The 16,422-nt window shown below is 65.3% G+C and carries 13 protein-coding genes; 7 read left to right on the top strand and 6 right to left on the bottom strand.

Annotated elements, in window-relative coordinates:
* Positions 1–25: 25 nt before the first annotated feature.
* Complete coding sequence (locus EL249_RS07440) at positions 26–1,060, bottom strand: TAXI family TRAP transporter solute-binding subunit (RefSeq protein WP_005673368.1); 1,035 nt, start codon at positions 1,058–1,060, stop codon at positions 26–28.
* A gap of 255 nt (positions 1,061–1,315) precedes the next feature.
* Between EL249_RS07440 and EL249_RS07445 the strand changes: the two genes are divergently transcribed.
* A complete protein-coding gene (locus tag EL249_RS07445) occupies positions 1,316–2,389 on the top strand; it encodes a 6-phosphofructokinase (RefSeq protein ID WP_005673366.1) in 1,074 nt (357 codons plus the stop codon).
* Between the two features lie 126 nt (positions 2,390–2,515).
* Here EL249_RS07445 and EL249_RS07450 read toward each other — a convergent pair whose 3' ends face one another.
* Both EL249_RS07450 and gloB read right to left on the bottom strand, forming a co-directional pair.
* A complete protein-coding gene (locus EL249_RS07450; protein ID WP_005673365.1) occupies positions 2,516–4,594 on the bottom strand; it encodes a transglycosylase SLT domain-containing protein in 2,079 nt (692 codons plus the stop codon).
* Between the two features lie 196 nt (positions 4,595–4,790).
* Positions 4,791–5,639: a hydroxyacylglutathione hydrolase gene (gene gloB, locus EL249_RS07455; RefSeq protein ID WP_005673363.1), complete on the bottom strand. Its 849-nt coding sequence runs from the start codon at positions 5,637–5,639 to the stop codon at positions 4,791–4,793.
* Between the two features lie 111 nt (positions 5,640–5,750).
* Here gloB and EL249_RS07460 point away from each other — a divergent pair, with 111 nt between their 5' ends.
* The 5 genes from EL249_RS07460 to EL249_RS07480 all read left to right on the top strand — a co-directional run bounded on the left by EL249_RS07460 (position 5,751) and on the right by EL249_RS07480 (position 10,971).
* Positions 5,751–6,662, top strand: a complete 912-nt coding sequence (locus EL249_RS07460; protein ID WP_083799614.1) for a class I SAM-dependent methyltransferase — start codon at positions 5,751–5,753, stop codon at positions 6,660–6,662.
* A 40-nt stretch (positions 6,663–6,702) separates the two neighbouring features.
* Entirely contained in the window at positions 6,703–7,158 is a 456-nt protein-coding gene (locus tag EL249_RS07465; RefSeq protein ID WP_040531152.1) for a ribonuclease H family protein, read from the top strand.
* The gene (gene dnaQ, locus EL249_RS07470; RefSeq protein ID WP_005673360.1) at positions 7,158–7,874 is read left to right on the top strand and encodes a DNA polymerase III subunit epsilon; all 717 of its coding nucleotides are present in this window, start codon (positions 7,158–7,160) and stop codon (positions 7,872–7,874) included. Before EL249_RS07465 ends, dnaQ begins: the two co-directional genes overlap by 1 nt.
* A 41-nt stretch (positions 7,875–7,915) precedes the next feature.
* Positions 7,916–9,160 (top strand): DUF2863 family protein, encoded by a 1,245-nt coding sequence (locus EL249_RS07475; protein WP_005673359.1) that lies wholly within the window; start codon positions 7,916–7,918, stop codon positions 9,158–9,160.
* Between the two features lie 89 nt (positions 9,161–9,249).
* On the top strand, positions 9,250–10,971 hold the full coding sequence (locus EL249_RS07480; RefSeq protein WP_005673358.1) for a phospholipase D-like domain-containing protein: 1,722 nt from the start codon (positions 9,250–9,252) through the stop codon (positions 10,969–10,971).
* Between the two features lie 21 nt (positions 10,972–10,992).
* Here EL249_RS07480 and EL249_RS07485 read toward each other — a convergent pair whose 3' ends face one another.
* Complete coding sequence (locus tag EL249_RS07485; protein WP_126348137.1) at positions 10,993–11,328, bottom strand: hypothetical protein; 336 nt, start codon at positions 11,326–11,328, stop codon at positions 10,993–10,995.
* Between the two features lie 350 nt (positions 11,329–11,678).
* Here EL249_RS07485 and EL249_RS07490 point away from each other — a divergent pair, with 350 nt between their 5' ends.
* Positions 11,679–12,500, top strand: coding sequence for a TIGR04325 family methyltransferase (locus EL249_RS07490; RefSeq protein ID WP_005673355.1), 822 nt, complete (start codon positions 11,679–11,681; stop codon positions 12,498–12,500).
* Between the two features lie 277 nt (positions 12,501–12,777).
* Here the strand turns inward: EL249_RS07490 and glpT are convergent, their stop codons facing one another.
* Together glpT and gdhA are read right to left on the bottom strand one after the other, a co-directional pair.
* Positions 12,778–14,124, bottom strand: coding sequence for a glycerol-3-phosphate transporter (gene glpT / locus EL249_RS07495; RefSeq protein ID WP_005673353.1), 1,347 nt, complete (start codon positions 14,122–14,124; stop codon positions 12,778–12,780).
* Positions 14,125–14,643: 519 nt separating this feature from the next.
* Positions 14,644–15,987, bottom strand: a complete 1,344-nt coding sequence (gdhA, locus tag EL249_RS07500) for an NADP-specific glutamate dehydrogenase (protein ID WP_005673352.1) — start codon at positions 15,985–15,987, stop codon at positions 14,644–14,646.
* Between the last annotated feature and the right edge of the window lie 435 nt (positions 15,988–16,422).

Here is a 16,422-nt window from a genome sequence, read left to right on the forward strand (position 1 = left end):
CCTCATCCGGCAGGCGGTTGACGGCCTACTGCACCCAGCCGCGTTCCCGGTAGTAGCGCAGGGCGCCTGCGTGCAGCGGCATGGTCAGGCCCTGACGGACCATCTGCTCGGGCTCCAGGTGGGCTAGGGCAGGGTGGAGCTTCCTGAACTCGTCGAAGTGCTCGAAGATGGACTTGACCACGGCGTAGACGGTGTCGTCCGGCACGTCGCTGCTGGAGACGAGGGTGGCCAGCGCGCCGAAAGTGGGGGTGGGGCCCGGGTTGCCGGGATAGGTATTGGCCGGGATCTCGACCTTGGCGTAGTAGGGCTTTTCTTCCACCAGCCGGTCGATGACCGGGCCCTGCAGCGGCACCAGGCGTGCGGCGCAGGTGGTGGTGACATCCTGCAGGTTGGCGCTGGGGTGGCCGGCCACGAAGACGAAACCGTCGATGCGGCCATCGCACAGGGCGGCGCCGTGTTCATCGGCCTTGAGTTCGAAGACGTTCGAGAAGTGGCTGCTTTTGAGGCGGTAGGCCGCCATCAGTGTGTCCATGGCACTGCGGGTGCCCGAGCCGGGGTTGCCGATGCTGAAGGGGTGCTTGCGGAAGTCCTCGATGCCGTGGGCTTCGATGCCCTGGCGGGCAACGAGGGTGAGCGGTTCGGGATAGAGGGAGAGCACGGCACGCAGCTTGCCGTCAGGACCGGCCTTGCGGAATGGCCCCAGGCCCTTGCGGGCGTCATACTGCACGTCGGACTGTACCAGGCCCAGGGTGAGCCTGCCGTCCTTGAGCCCCAGGATGTTGGAGACCGAAGCATTGGTGGTCTCGACGGCGCAGCGCTTTCTGAAGCGCTCGCGTTCCTTGTTGATGAGGTGGCAGATGGCACCGCCGGTGGCGTAGTAGATGCCGGTGGCGCCCCCGGTGCCGATGGTGATGACCGGGTTGGCGTCGACGGCACGGGCCAGAGGGGGCGTGATCAGTAGCGCCAAGCCGAGCAGTGTCGAGGTGGCGGCCCGCAGGGTGTGGCGCAGCGGAATGGGGCAGTGAGCCGCCGGGGGACGGAGGAACAGCGGGTGCAGCATGGCGAAGGGCTCTTCGAATATCTCTCGGTTGCGTTTGCCAATGCCAATGTTACTTCCTGCCCGGTGTCATGCTGGTGCGGCGAGCAGGGGATGTCGGGCATTCATCCGTCCATGAGGGGCCTGTCTGGTATCCGTGAGGCTGACAGGGTTCATTTTTCTGGTGAATGAAAGATGTTTTTTCAAAGTCGGCCGACTCGACAGCCGGCGGGCGTGACGGTACGCTTGGACTGCATCTCAACACTCTGAGGAAATTCAATGTCCAGTTCTTCTCTTCATGTCGGTATCCTGACCGGCGGCGGCGACTGCCCGGGTCTGAATGCGGTGATCCGTGGGGTGACCAATTCGCTCATCAAGACCGTCGGCGCCCGTGTCACCGGCATCGAACGGGGCTTCATGGGCATGATCGAGCGTCGTTCGCGTCCGCTCGACAGCGAGGCGGTGGCCGGCATCCTGAACCAGGGCGGCACCATTCTGGGCACCCACAACTTCGCCAATCCGTTCTCCTGTAACGGTGTGGATGTCTCGGACAAGGTGATGGAGTATGTCCGTGAGCTGGGGCTGGACGCGCTGGTGGCCATCGGTGGCGATGGCACGATGAGCATCGCCAACCGTTTCACGCCGCTGGGTCTGCCGGTGGTGGGCGTTCCCAAGACCATCGACAATGACCTGATGCACACCGAGCGCACCTTCGGCTTCGACAGTGCGGTGGCCATCGTGGCCGAGGCGCTGGCACGGCTGGAAACCACGGCCCGCAGTCATGGCCGGGTGATGGTGCTGGAGACGATGGGCCGCTATGCGGGCTGGATCGCGCTGGAAGGCGGCTTGGCCGGCGGTGCCGACGTCATCCTGATTCCCGAGAAGCCCTATGACCTGAACGAGGTCATCCGTGTCTGCAAGGAGCGCGAGAAGAAGCAGGGCTACACGCTGATCTGCATCGCCGAGGGCGCACGTCCCATCGACGGTGGCATGGTGGTGGCCAAGCATCTGGAAAACAGCCCGGACCCGATCCGGCTGGGGGGTGTGGGCAACGTGCTGCGCCAGCAGCTCGAGCAGCACCTGGAAAGCGAAGTGCGTACCACGCAGCTGGGCCACGTGCAGCGCGGTGGCACCCCCACGCCGTATGACCGCGTGCTGGCCACGCGCTTTGGCTGGTATGCCGCCAAGATGGTGGCCAATGGCGAGTTCGGTCGCATGGTGGTGCTGAAGGGCGACGAGTGCGCCAGCGTGCCCATCGAGGACGTGGCCAACCGCACCCGCAACGTGCCGGAAAACCATTCGCTGCTGGATGTGGCGACGTCGCTGGGCGTGTCGCTGGGTCTGCCGGCGTGATGCTTGCCGGGCAGGGTGAAAGGCCCTGTCCGGCCGTTTCCCGAGGGAGCGCTCAAGTTCCTTTCGGGAATGAACCCCGGGGCGAAAGTCCCAACAAAAAAGCGCTCACACGGAGCGCTTTTTTGTTCAGCGGGCGTCGGCGACCTTGTGGCTGCCCCGGGCGCGGGCGCTGCCTGCCTTGCTTCGGGTGGCCGTGCTGCGGCTGTTGGCCCTGGCGTTGCTGCTGGTCAGGGCCTTGCGGCTGCTGGAGCCCTTGGTCGAGGCAGTCTTGGTGCTGGCGGAGCGGCTGGAGGAGCTGCCACGGCTGGTGCTGCTGGCGGAAGCTGCCTTCAGCCGTTTGCCGGTAGCTGCCGTGGCGCTGCTGCTCTTGCGTGCGGTGGCGCTGCGCGCGCTGGTGCTGGCCGTTGCAGTGCTGCGCGAGCGGCTGGTGGTGTCGGCCAGGGCCACGGTGGTCTTGCCACTCTGACGCAGGGTGTGGCGGGTGATACTGCGGTCGGAGCGCAGGGTGACGCGGCTGTCCAGGCGCGAGGCCGTGCTGCGGCTGGCGGTCGTGTTGCTGCTGCCTGCTGTCTGGGTACGGGCCGGGCTGTAATGCACCAGCCGGATGGCGGTATGGCTGCCCGACGAGGCCGTGGCTGCCTTGGCCGTGGCTGTGGCCGGCACGGTGGCCTGGCGGCTGATCACCTTGCGGGACCCGTCTTCGGCCACCAGCACGGTCTGTTTCTGGCTGCGGCGAACCGTCAGCGTCATGCCCGGCTTGAGGGGAGAGACACGTCGGTTCATGGCGCGCAGTTCGGCCAGCGTGAGGCCATAGCGGCGGGCGATGGAGGCGCCGGTCTCGCCGCGGCGGACACGGTGAACCAGCGGACCGGCATCCACCTGCTGATACAGGCGCGGACCGTCGAACTGCTCGACCAGGTTCTCGTCACTCACACGGTGCGTGGGTACCAGCAGTCGCGTGCCGGCCAGCAAGTGCGTGCCGGCGGAAATGCCGTTGGCGCGCAGCAGGGCGGGCACGGTAAGGCCACCGCGGCTGGCGATCTCGGCCAGGCTTTCACCGGGTTGCAGCGTGTGCGGCTGCCAGGAGACGAAGGGCCGCTTCTGGGCGGCGTGCTCGGCCATGGCCGCCTTGAAGCGCTCGATGCGATCGACCGGGATCTTGAGGGTGTTGTTGCGGCTGGCGGAGATGACGGGCCGGTTGTGGGCCGGGTTCAGCGCCAGGAACTCGGCCTCGGTCATGCCGGCGAACTGGGCCGCCAGCTTGAGGTCGATGGGTCGGGTCTTCTCGACGGTGACGAAGTAGGGCTGGTCGGGCAGGTCGGGCAGCTGCAGGCCCAGCTGGCGGGCATTGAGCACGATGTGCTTGAGTGCCAGCAGCTTGGGCACGTAGTTGCGGGTCTCGTTGGGCATGCGCAGGTTCGCATAGTCGGCGGGCCTGCCGGCGGCCTGGTTGGCACGCACGGCCCTGCGCACGGCGCCTTCACCCCAGTTGTACGAGGCCAGTGCCAGGAACCAGTCGTCCCCGTTCATCTGGTAGATGCTCTGGAGGTAGTCCAGCGCCGCCCGCGTGGACTGCACCACGTCACGACGGTTGTCCACCCACCAGTTCTGATTCAGGTCGTAGCGCTTGCCGGTGGCTGGAATGAACTGCCACAGGCCGGCTGCCTTGGCTGAGGACAGCGCCGAGGGGTTCATGGCGCTTTCCACGAAGGGCAGCAGTGCCAGTTCGGTGGGCATGCCCCGGCGCTCGACTTCCTCGACGATGTGGTGCAGGTAGAACGAGCCGCGCCCGAACATGCGTTGCAGGTAGTCGGGGCGGGACAGGTAGTACTGTTCGTGGCGGGCCACCAGGGGCGAATCCAGCTCCGGCATGGCGAAGCCGGCGCGGATGCGGTCCCAGAGGTCGTTGCTGACGATGACCTCGCCGTCGTCGCCCTGAGCCTGGCTGGCGGCATTGAGCTGGCGCACGGCATCGCTTTCGGTCACGAGGACGGGCTCGCCATGCCGCAGTTGTGCGCCGTGGGTGTTCTGGGCCGTGGTGCCGGGCGAGACGCTGGAGCAGGCGGCCAGCCAGCCGGCTCCCAGCACCACGCCGGCATGGGCCAGCAGCCGTGCCAGCCGGCTGCGCCGCAGGGGCTGGCGCACGGGCGTCTGGGAAAGCGGGGAAGGAAAGCCGGGCTGACGGGAGGAACGATGAGCGCGCACGGGCAGTACCTGTGATGCTGCGCCGGAAGGGTCGGGGCGGCCAACACGGGTTGCCGTCCGACGGGGCGTGCAACCCAGGCGGCCGAGCCGGAAGACCGGCAGGCAGACTGGAATTGGGAGCGCTCTGACGATAGCACAGTAACCCGTCGGCCAAAGTAACCGACTTCGGCTTTCTTCAGGGGTGGCTGTCCGTCCGTCAGTTGATGGCAGGGGGGCGGAAGCCATTGCGCCACTGACGCAGCGCCACGAACACCTCAAAGGCGCTGGTGCCTTCAGGCAGGGCGCCGCCGGGCAGGTGGCGGGCCAGCGCCGGCAGGTGGCTGCGCAGGAAGGGGTTGGTGGCCAGCTCTTCGTCCAGCTGTCCCGGCAGGGTGGATTGCCCCTGGGCGCGCAGCAGCAGCGCGTCTTGCAGGCGCTGGGCTATCCGTTCATTGTCGGGTTCGGCCTGCCGGGCAAAGTGCAGGTTGGTGACGGTGTATTCGTGGGCGGCGTAGACCTGGGTGTCATGGGGCAGGGTGCTCAGCCGGCCCAGCGAATCGAAATGCTGCTCCAGCGTGCCGTCGAAGACGCGGCCACAACCTGCCAGAAACAATGTGTCGCCACAAAACAACGCCGGGTGCGGATGCTCGGGCAATTGCGGGCAGAAATAGGAGAGATGGTCCTGGGTGTGGCCCGGGGTGGCCACGACCTGAAGGCTCAGGCCCGCCTCGGGGATCTCGACGACATCGCCATGACCCACGGCCTCGCGCACGCCCTTGGCCGCACAGTCGGCCGGCCCGATGACACGCGCCGACGGCCAGTGCGCCACCAGTTCGGGGATGCCGTCGACGTGGTCGTGATGATGGTGGGTGACAAGGATGGCAGCCAGCGACCCGCCGCTGGCCTGCAGGCTGTCCAGCACCGGCTGCGCCTGGCCAGGGTCGACCACCACGAAGGCGGGGCCGGCGCCGATGCGCCAGATGTAGTTGTCCTGCAGCGCCGGAATCGGAACCACGGTGCGGCTTCGGTACGGTGAATGGAGGGGCTGGGCAGTATTGGTGATCATGGGTGCTCCACAGGGATTCCCCGAGCCTGCCCGACGTGCAACGCATTCATCCGTAGAATGCGCGTGCCGCAGGATCTGGTCTTCCCTCTGGCGTCTGGTGAATGGAAACGCATGGACAATCGTGCCGGGGCGACGTCCCCAACCCCGAACACTCCCGATCATAAAGGCAATCCGGATGCCTGGACGGAGTGGCTGGCCACGCCGCCCGGCCGCTACCTGCTGCAGTGGGAAGGGCGGCAGCTGGCCTGCGCCGTGGGCAATGTCTTTGGCTATTACGCGGTGCAGCTGGGCATGCCGGCGCTGGATGCGCTGGCCGACAACCGCATGCCGCACCGCATCCGGGTGCTGCAGGGCACCCGGCCGGTGGCCGAGGGTGAATGGCAGCCCGACCTGCGGGTGGCGGACTATGGCGAGCTGCCCTTTGCCAGCCAGTCGGTGGATCTGGTGGTGATGCCGCATCGGCTGGAGGATTGCACCGATCCCCATCAGCTGCTGCGCGAGGTGGACCGGGTGCTGCGTCCCGAAGGGCGTCTGGTGGTGCTGGGCATCAATCCGTGGTCGCTGTGGGGGCTGCGTCAGGCGCTGCCGGGCTGGCTGGGCGGCGGCTTTCTGCCCCACGCCGGTGCGCTCATCGGCGCGCCCCATGTCCGTGACTGGATTCGCCTGCTGAGCTTCGAGCCGGATGACACCGTGTACGGCGGCTATGCCTGGCCCTTCCTGCGTCAGGAATGGCTGGCTCGCAGCCAGCGCTTTCTGGAGCGGGCTGGTGACCGCTGGTGGCCGGTCTGCGGGGCGGTCTATCTGGTCAGCGCCGTGAAGCGGGTGCGGGGCATGCGGCTGGTGGGGCCGGCCTGGCGGGGCGTGCCGGCCCGTCACGGCGCCGCGGTGGCCATGGGGGGACGGGGCTCGTCCTGCCGTGAGCCTGCGTCGATGTCCGCCGAGGACAAGAGGTCTCGCCTGCGCCGGGCTGGCCATTCGGCAAGGACGCAAGGTGCCGGCCCACGAGATGGGAATCCGCTCTAGAATGGCTGCCCCTTTTTGACAGCTGCCGATGACGGATTCCATGACGAACAGATGGGTTGCCTATACCGATGGGGCGTGCGCGCCGACCAATCCCGGGCCTGCGGCCTGGGGCGTGGTGGTCTTTGCGCCCGATGGCGCCGAGACAGCCGCCGACAACGGCTTCATCGGGCCGGGTACCAACCAGATCGCCGAGATCACGGCGGCCATCGAGGGCCTGTCGCGCACGCCCGAAGGCGCCGCGGTGGAGCTGGTCTCCGACAGCCAGTACGTGCTGAAGGGGCTGAGCGAATGGCGGGCCGGCTGGGAGCGTCGGGGCTTTCGCAATGCCAAGGGTGATCCCGTGGCCAACCTGGAGCTTTGGAAGCGGCTGTTTGCCGTGGCCGACGCCCGCAAGGTGTCGGTACGCTGGGTGCGCGGCCACCAGGGCAACGTGAACAACGAGCGTGCCGACCGGCTGGCCGTGGCGGCGCTGCAGAAAGCGCGCGGAGGTGCCTGATGGGAGAAGTCACCCGCCAGGTGGTGCTGGATACCGAGACCACCGGTCTGGAAGCCTCCAAGGGGCATCGCATCATCGAGATCGGTTGCGTGGAGATGGTCAACCGGCGCATCACCCGCAACAACCTGCACCTGTACATCAACCCCGAGCGCGAGGTGGATGAGGGGGCCGCGGCCGTTCACGGCATGACCTGGGACGACCTGCGCGACAAGCCCACCTTCGCCCAGATCGTCGACCAGTTTCTGGATTTCTGCCGGGGCGCCGAGATCATCATCCACAACGCCAGCTTCGATACGGGCTTTCTGGATGCCGAGCTGGCGCGGCTGGGGCGGGGCACCTTCGCCTCGCATGTGGCGTGCGTGACCGATTCGCTGGCCATGGCGCGCGAACGTTACCCCGGCAAGCGCAACAACCTGGATGCACTGTGCGAGCGCCTGATGGTGCCCAACAAGCACCGCACGCTGCACGGCGCGTTGCTGGACTCGGAACTGCTGGCCGAGGTGTACCTGGGCATGACGCGTGGCCAGGGCAGTTTCGACATTGGATCGTCCGCCGAAGATGATGAAGGCGGCGCGGTGGCCGATGCCGGCGGCGGTCGCTGGCCGCCCACCGGCCTGCGGGTGCGCCTGGCCACCGATGCCGAGCGACAGCTGCATGAACAGGGGCTCGTCGCCCTGGAAAAACAGTTCAAATCGTCGATGCGCTGGCATCACTGAAGCACCGCCACCCTTTCTCCACTTTCCGTTACACTGCCGGCATGTCCAGCAAAGAACTCCGCGTCTCGCATCGTGCCCGGCAACGGGTCTCCCAGGCCTCTCCGGATGTCGAGGCCCTCGTGTCGGCTTCGCTCGGGCTGGCCAGGGCGGGCAGCCGTACCGAAGGCATGTTCTGGGAGGGCAGGCTGGCCCAGGTGCTTGATCGTCTGCTGGATGGCGCACATCCGTCGGCCGTCGGCACGGCGCTCGACCAGCTCAGCCAGCAGGACGGCACGGCCTACGGTGCGCTGGTCGAGGCCATCGAGCACGCAGCCGAGACCGTGCCCGTACAGCCTTCGGCGCTGCGTGGGCAGACCGCGGACGAGCGACCCGCCGCCCCGCTGCATGCCTTGCTGGTCACGGCGCCCATCGTGGCCTGGACGCGCTTCAGCATTCCCACCCGGGCCATTGCTGCCCCGGTGATGGCCGAGCTGCTGCGGCTGTGGCACGAGCTGGTGCTGGCCCCTGATGTACGTTTTCAGCTGATGCCCTGGCTCTACAGCCTGGATCAGCTGCCGCATGACTTTGCCGAGCTGCGCAAGCTCACCCGCCGCATGGCTGTTTCCACCGCCAACGGCAGCCAGGGACGCGTCGACCTGAAGTCCATGCCCGAGACGGCCGAAATGCTGGCCGACACACGCTTCCTGCTGGGCTGCGTGGTGGTGCCTGACGTGAACCACCCGGTGTTTCGCTGGCAGCTTTCCGGTGCAGCCCATCGCTCGCGCGAGGACTGCATGAAGGCCTGGGTGGAAGCTACTCGGCCGTTGTTCGAGCCCATGCTGCCTGGCTGCGGCTTCGAGTCCCTGCTGCCCGACGCCTACCATGCCAACCTGCGCGAGTCCGACCGGCTGGTGCGCATCTGGGGCATCAAGGCAGCTGTCCATTATCTGGTTCACAGCCTGGGCGTGGAGGCCGCTTCCATCAAGGCCTCCGTGGCCGGTTTCGGCTACACCCGCGTGGATGAATACCGGATCGGCCTGTCGCTGGGCGAGACTGGCGATGTCGTGCAGGGCATCGTCTGGCCGCTGCTGGGCCCTGAATCCGAGAATGACGAACCCACGCCGCTGGAGCAGATCCGCAGCACGCTGCAGGAAGTGGGTGTCAACGACCTGCGGGTCTGGAATGCGCTGATGGAGCCCGAGTTCTGCGAGGACTGCGGCTCGCCGTTCTATCCCGATCGCAGCGGCGAACTGGTGCACGTGCAGATGCCCGAAGGGGCCGAGACGACCAGCCCGCATTTCCACTGACGGGCAAATCCGGCACGCCGGGGGCTTTGAGCGCGCCCTGGCCAAGGCTCTGATAATGTCGAAGGACTATCGTCCTCCAGGAGCCTTCCTTGCTGTTCAGCACCCACGCCATCGTCGTTCTGCTCAGCCTGCTGGTCTATGTCAGTGTCACGCGCATCGGCCACCAGCGTCGTGCGCCGTCGGCAGCCCTGGCCTGGGTGCTGCTGCTGGTGGCCTTCCCCTACGTGGGCCTGCCGGTCTTTCTGATGTTCGGTACCCGCAAACTGCTGCGACCGGGGCAGCGCGCACCGCGCCGCTTTGATCCTGCCCGCAACCCGCTGTGCGGCATCCCGCAGACCGAACGGGCACCCATCGACATCTGGGCCGGCGAACTGCTGGCCTCGATGGGTATGCCGCCGCCCGCCGTGGGCGGCAAGGTGAGCTTTCAGGCCCAGGGTGAAGAGGCGTTGCAGGCCGTCATCGACCTGATCGACCAGACACGGCAACAGCTGCGCGTGGCAACCTTCCTGCTGGGGCAGGATGATCAGGCCGAGCGCATCGTCGAGGCCCTGTGCCGGGCGTCGGCGCGCGGGGTGGAAGTGCGGCTGTTGCTGGATGCCATGGGCTGCCTGCGTGTCACTGCTCATCAGTACGAGCAACTGCTGGCAGCCGGGGTCTGGGTGCGGCGCTACATGCCGCTGCTGCACAACCCCGTGCACGGCCGGGCCAACCTGCGCAACCATCGAAAGCTGCTGGTGGCGGATGAGCAGACCGTCTGGGCCGGAGGCCGGAACCTGGCGGGCGAGTACTTCATGGGGGTGGGGGATGAGCCCGCCTGGCTGGACCTGAGCTTTTCCATCGAGGGGCCGCTGGTGGCACAGGCCATCGAGATGTTCGAGCGGGACTGGCGGGTGGGCAAGCGTCTGCCGGCCCGCTATCGGCGACGGGCTGTCCGGTATCGGGGCACGGCGCTGGCGCGCGTCGTGGAGCCGATGGCCCAGGTGGCCGACATGCCCGAGCAGCTGATCGCACAGGTGCTGGCCCGGACCTCGTCCAATGCATCGCCGTCTGCCTTGTCGGAACCGTCGAAGGCATCAGACCACTCGGAAGGCATGCAGGGAGCCGAGTCCGCAAGGGGGGCGATGTCCCCGGATCAGGCTGCCCTGGATGGCGAAGAGGCTGGTGTCCTGCGGTCAGAAGGGGAGCTTGCCGATGCGAGACCCGCTGGCGACATGTCGGCCTCCGTGACGCCTGCCGACGGAGTGCCGGTGGACGGGACTCTGCTGGATGCCCGGCCGCTGGTGACGCAGCTGCTGCCCAGTGGCCCGGATCTGTTTGACGATACGCTCTATTCGCTGCTGCTGACGGCTGCCTTCCATGCCGAGCGGCGGCTGCTGGCCGTGACGCCGTACTTCGTGCCCGACGAGGCACTGATGACGGCATTGATGATGGCGGCACGCCGTGGCGTGCAGATCAGCCTGCTGATTCCGGCGCATTCCAACCATCGTCTGGCTGATGTGGCCCGGATGCGGGCCCTGCGGCAGCTGGCTCAGGTGGGGGCACACATCCATCTCTACCCGCGGATGTTGCACGCGAAGGTGGTGGTCATCGACGAGGCCATGGCCCTGGCCGGGTCATTGAACCTGGACAGCCGCAGCTTCTTCCTGAACTACGAGATGATGGTGGCCTTCTACCGCAAGACCGAGGTCCGCTGGCTGTCCGACTGGCTGGAAGGGCACATCGCTGAGGCCAGACCCTACCGGGGGCGTCCGGCCAGCTGGTGGAAGGACATCCTGGAGGGCATGGTGCGGGCGGTGGCCTATCAGCTCTGAATCAGATCCGTCCGCCCAGCCTCAGATCCGCCCGCCCAGTCGACGCCACGGCGATTCTGCAAAGTACGACGCCTTCAGCACGATCGGGTTGGCACGAACGTTCAACATCACCATACGGCCTGCAACACGTTCGATATCTTTTTGATGGGCGTGAAATCTCTCGATCAGGTCGTCGTCATAGAATGCCTCGGCATTCAGCGCCTTCAGGGCATTCGTTTCCAGGTGGAAACGGTACTCACGACCATCGCTGGCCACGGCACCGAAATCGATGCCGTCTTCGCCCGTTTCGGGTTCGGTATAGGTCAGCCCCACATGGCGGTTCCAGTGCATGTCGGTGGCATTGTCGTCGCGGCGCATGATGTTCTTCACTCCAGGAATCGGTCGCTTCATTGGCCCCGGCACGGGACCTCATTCATCAGGTGTTCGGAACGAAGCTGCCGTGTCGTGGCCTGCTTCGTTCCCGGTTGTTCGAAGCCCGCAGACTATCAATCGTTCCCGTTGTATGCCTGTTGAAGCCTGCCGCCGAGCCGGCTGACAGCATCCGTTCGGCCGCCGTCTCACCCGTGTGTGAACGATGTCCTCGTCAGGTGCGCACGAATGGTCGATCCTTGCCGACCGGCGTCGGTGCGCAAGTGTGCTGGCGCCCATCCTGTTGTTTTTCTCACCATTCTCTGCGGGCCCTTGGGGCCCCATGCGAGAGCACGAACATGAGCAGTGTCATGAAGCAGCTGGGCAAGGCCCGGCGCTGGACCCGGGAAAACGGGCCGATGCAATGGGCTGACACCGCCTGGAAGCGTCATCAGTTCATTCATGCCCGGCAGGCCCACCTGTTCCAGGGGGTGTACAAGAGTTTTGCCGATGCGGTGGCGCATGCACCGGACACAGCACCCACCAGTTACGACAACACCGCATCGGCCAAGCTGTATCTGAATCGCCTTCAGATGGATGATTACGATCATCCGGCGCTCTTCTGGCTGGCTGATGCCATTCATCATGGCATGACGAAGATCGTCGATGTCGGCGGTTCGGTGGGCATCAAGTACTTTGCCTTCAAACCATTCATCGAGTACCCGGCCGACCTGAAGTGGCTCGTCATCGACATGCCGGCCGTGGCTGAGGAGGGAAGACGGTTTGCCGAAGAACGAGGTGAGAGTGCATCGCTGAAGTTCTCGGACAGGCTGGCTGACGCCGATGGAATGGACGTGTTCTATGCGTCGGGAGCGCTGCAGTATCTGGAGCAGTCATTGCCCGAGATCCTGGCTGGCATGAAGGAAAAGCCAAAGCGCATCGTCATCAACACGACGCCCATTCACGAGCAGCACGACTTCTTCACGCTCAACAACATCGGCACAGCCTACTGCGGCTACCGGGTGCAGGCGCGCGAGCCGTTCGTCCGCGGCATCGAGGCACAGGGCTACCGCCTTCGTGACCAGTGGCGCAACCTGGGCAAGCGCATGCCCGTCATCGGGCAGCCGGAATACAGCGTCGAGCACTACAGCGGGTTCTGCTTCGATCGGGTGGAGGGCTGAACGCCCTTCAACGCTGTGGCCGTCGATCGCCTCGTGAAGGACGGGGTGTGTGATGATGGGTGGAGAAGGGGGCGGTGTGATCGTGTGGCCACTTGGGCCGCGTTCGCATGATCGTTTGAACGCATGTCCGGCTGGTCGAATGCCGCTTTCCTGAGTTCGCTTTCGTGATACCGGCGTGGCGGGCCAATGAGGTGATGCAGTGGTCGGACATGAAAGGGCCCCGGCCGGCATCCGTTGCCGACCGGGGCCCTTTCGGTATGGCCTGGCGATCAGTGTGTCATCCGTGGGCCTGATGGCTGGGCTTGCCACCCATCATGCTCATGAAGAGCAGCACGATGGCCAGGATGCAGGCGATGATCAGCGTATAGAAGCCGCCATCCCATCCCAGGTGGTCCACCACGGCACCCATCACGACACCGGCGAAGGACGAGCCGATGAGGTAGCCAAGCAGGCCGGTGAGACCCGTGGCACTGCCGGTGGCCTTCTTGGGCACCAGGTCGGCAGCATGCAGGCCGATCATCATCACCGGGCCATAGATCAGGAAGCCGATCGAGACCAGGGCGATGTTGTCGATGAGCGGGTTGCCGGCCGGGTTCTTCCAGTACACGAACACGGCAATCAGCACGCCGAACATGAACAGGATGGTGGCAGGCGCACGCCGGCCCTTGAACACCTTGTCGCTGAGGTAGCCGCTGACCAGCATGCCGGGGATGCCTGCCCATTCGTACAGGAAATAGGCCAGACGCGAGCCCTTGTGCGAATAGCCCTTGACCTCGGCCAGATAGGTGGGCGCCCAGTCCACAACACCGTAGCGGATGAAGTAGACGAAGATGTTGGCGACCGCGATCAGCCAGAGGATGCGGTTGTTCAGCACGTACTTGAACAGGATGTCGCGTGCCGAGAGCTCTTCCTCGATGGTTTCCGACGTGGCCTCCTTCGGATAGTCGTTCCGGTATTCCTCGATGGGGGGCAGGCCACAGGATTGCGGCGTGTCCTGCATCAGGAAGAACGTGAAGATGGCCAGGATGATGGCGATGATGGCCGGGAAGAAGAAGATGCTGTGCCACGTGCCGAACAGGTAGATGCCCAGACCGGCCAGCGGGGCGATCAGGCCACCGCCCAGGTTGTGCGAGACGTTCCACCAGGACCACTTCTGGCCGCGCTCATTGGTGGAGAACCAGTGCACCATGGTTCGTGCATACGGGGGGTAACCCATGCCCTGGAACCAGCCGTTGAGGAAGCTGAGCGTGCACATGATGGGAATGCTGCTGAGCACGCCGGGTACCAGGCCGAACGCCAGGCAGATCATGGCGCTGAGCAGCAGACCGATGGTGGCAAAGTACTTGGGGTTGCTGCGGTCCGAGACGTTGCCCATCACGAACTTGCTGAAGCCGTAGGCGATGGACAGCATGGTGAGCACGATGCCCAATTGCGCCTTGGTGTAGCCACTTTCCTCGACGATGTAGGGCATGGCCAGCGAGAAGTTCTTGCGAAGCAGATAGTAGGTGGCATACCCCAGGAAGGTGCCCCAGAAGACCTGCATTCGCAGTCGCTTGTATTCCGCATCGATGCGGTCGGCCGGCAGGCGCGCGACGTGTGGTGCCGGCTTCATGAATCCCATCATGACATGTGTCCTCCTCTTGTCTGCCGTTGAGTTGTTAGGTGCCTTCATATATACACCCGGACAGCAGGATCTCGAGGCAGGGAGACGGATGGCATTAATGATTCATGTATAAACCTTAACGTTCATTCACAAATATCCTTATTCCCTGTCCTTATTGTGAGGGTGTGGCGACGGGGTGTTGGTCATGTGCCCATGAAATATGGGGCATGCGTGGCTTGAATGCATCGCCCCGGAAGGTGCGCCAGGAGTGGCCGCAGGGCGGAACGCCGTGGAGACGCGATGGTGCCCAGGCAGGTGGAGGATACGGAGCCGGGTCGGAGGCGGAATGATGGAGGCGTTGTCAGGAAAGGATACGGGGGCAGGATAGGGGTACGGGATAAAGGGGGCTTGCTGCAGGGATTGGACCCGTGGATGAGGCGCAGGTCGGCATTGCCGCCAGGCCAGTCGTGCCGACCGGGTGCCCCTTGAGGCGCCTCCGGTCGGCCGGGGGCGGGATGCTGCCCGCCCGATGAGGAGGGATCAGTAGACCCCTTGCTGCAGCATGGCGTCGGCCACCTTCACGAAGCCGGCGATGTTGGCACCATCCACGTAGTTGATGCTGCCGTTGTCGCGTTCGCCATAGCGGACGCAGTTCTCGTGGATGTTGGTCATGATGTCGTGCAGGCGCTTGTCGACCTCTTCGGCGCTCCACGACAGACGCATGGCATTCTGACTCATTTCCAGACCCGAGACGGCCACGCCGCCCGCGTTGCTGGCCTTGCCCGGTGCATACAGCGTCTGGGCGCCCAGGAACACGTCCACGGCATCCAGCGTGGTGGGCATGTTGGCACCTTCGGCCACGGCCTGCACGCCATTGGCCACCAGCGTCCGGGCGTCCTCGGCGTTGAGCTCGTTCTGGGTGGCGCAGGGCAGGGCGATGTCCACCGGCACATGCCACGGAGTACGGCCCTTCTCGAACTTCAGACCACGCTCGGCAGCAAAGGCCGAGAGGCGTCCGCGCTTGACGTTCTTCAGTTCGAAGATGGCTTCCAGCATCTCGTGGTTGATGCCGGCTTCATGGATGAGGGTGCCTTCCGAGTCGGACATGGTGAGCACGCGGGCTCCCAGTTCCAGCGACTTCAGCGCGGCGTACTGGGCCACGTTGCCCGAGCCCGAGATGGCCACCCGCTGGTTGCGGAAGTCCTGGTTGACACGCTTGAGCATTTCCAGCGCGAAGTACACCACGCCGTAGCCGGTGGCTTCGGGGCGGATGAGGCTGCCGCCGAAGGACATGCCCTTGCCGGTGAAGACGCTGCCGGTCTGGTTGGCCAGCTTCTTGTACATGCCGTTGAGGAAGCCCACCTCGCGGCCGCCCACGCCGATGTCGCCAGCCGGCACGTCGGTGTCGGGGCCGATGTGGCGGAAGAGCTCCAGGACGAGCGCCTGGCAGAAGCGCATCACCTCACCGTCGCTCTTGCCCTTGGGGTCGAAGTCGGAGCCGCCCTTGCCGCCGCCCATGGGCAGGGTGGTCAGTGCGTTCTTGAAGGTCTGCTCGAAGGCCAGGAACTTCAGGATGGACAGGTTGACCGACGGGTGAAAGCGCAGGCCGCCCTTGTAGGGACCGATGGCGGCACTGTGCTGGACCCGCCAGGCACGGTTGACCTGGACTTCGCCCTTGTCGTCGACCCAGCTGACGCGGAACTGGATGATGCGGTCGGCCTCGACGAGACGCTCCAGAAGGCCGTAGCCTGCGTAGTGGGGGTTTTTCTGGAGGAAGGGCCAGAGGCTGTTCATGACTTCCTGGACGGCCTGCAGGAATTCGGTCTGCTGCGGATCGCGCCGCTTGACCATGTTCATGAAGTCATCGAGAGATTTGTATTTCATGGCTACGGAAAGCCTCCGTGAGTGGACGGGCCGGGCAATGAGGGGGATCCGGGGCGGGCCGGCACCCAGCCGGATGAAGGGCGGATCGTGGCACTCCGCGGGGGTACACGATTGTCCAGCGGCCCATATTAATACAAATCGAAATGTGTCCGGACCGTCCCGGAAGGCTGCACCAGAATGGTTCAACGGCTGCCGTGGCTCGGGAAAGGGGGATGGGGCATGAGATAATCAGGCGCCGCCCGAGGCATTTTCCGGTTCTGGCGCGGCTTCGCGCCGGGTGGTCCCTGTCAGGAAGCGGCAGGGGGCTGGACAGCATGCACCAGGATGGTGCATCCGATATTGTGACATTGTATGTCTCGTATTGATGCACGGCATATGCTGCCACCTGCCCGACACCCTGGCAGAGGCGTCTTGCCGCGCCGGCCCGAAAGGGCG

The sequence above is a fragment of the Lautropia mirabilis genome (genome assembly GCF_900637555.1).
Taxonomy (GTDB): domain Bacteria; phylum Pseudomonadota; class Gammaproteobacteria; order Burkholderiales; family Burkholderiaceae_E; genus Lautropia; species Lautropia mirabilis.

What these genes read in the sequence shown, in the direction of transcription:
- EL249_RS07465 (WP_040531152.1), top strand. Translation starts at nt 6,703, where the DNA reads ATGACGAACAGATGGGTTGCCTATACCGATGGGGCGTGCGCGCCGACC.
- dnaQ (WP_005673360.1), top strand. Translation starts at nt 7,158, where the DNA reads ATGGGAGAAGTCACCCGCCAGGTGGTGCTGGATACCGAGACCACCGGT.
- gloB (WP_005673363.1), bottom strand. Translation starts at nt 5,639, where the DNA reads ATGATCACCAATACTGCCCAGCCCCTCCATTCACCGTACCGAAGCCGC.
- EL249_RS07485 (WP_126348137.1), bottom strand. Translation starts at nt 11,328, where the DNA reads ATGCGCCGCGACGACAATGCCACCGACATGCACTGGAACCGCCATGTG.
- glpT (WP_005673353.1), bottom strand. Translation starts at nt 14,124, where the DNA reads ATGATGGGATTCATGAAGCCGGCACCACACGTCGCGCGCCTGCCGGCC.
- gdhA (WP_005673352.1), bottom strand. Translation starts at nt 15,987, where the DNA reads ATGAAATACAAATCTCTCGATGACTTCATGAACATGGTCAAGCGGCGC.
- EL249_RS07440 (WP_005673368.1), bottom strand. Translation starts at nt 1,060, where the DNA reads ATGCTGCACCCGCTGTTCCTCCGTCCCCCGGCGGCTCACTGCCCCATT.
- EL249_RS07445 (WP_005673366.1), top strand. Translation starts at nt 1,316, where the DNA reads ATGTCCAGTTCTTCTCTTCATGTCGGTATCCTGACCGGCGGCGGCGAC.
- EL249_RS07475 (WP_005673359.1), top strand. Translation starts at nt 7,916, where the DNA reads ATGTCCAGCAAAGAACTCCGCGTCTCGCATCGTGCCCGGCAACGGGTC.
- EL249_RS07490 (WP_005673355.1), top strand. Translation starts at nt 11,679, where the DNA reads ATGAGCAGTGTCATGAAGCAGCTGGGCAAGGCCCGGCGCTGGACCCGG.
- EL249_RS07460 (WP_083799614.1), top strand. Translation starts at nt 5,751, where the DNA reads ATGGACAATCGTGCCGGGGCGACGTCCCCAACCCCGAACACTCCCGAT.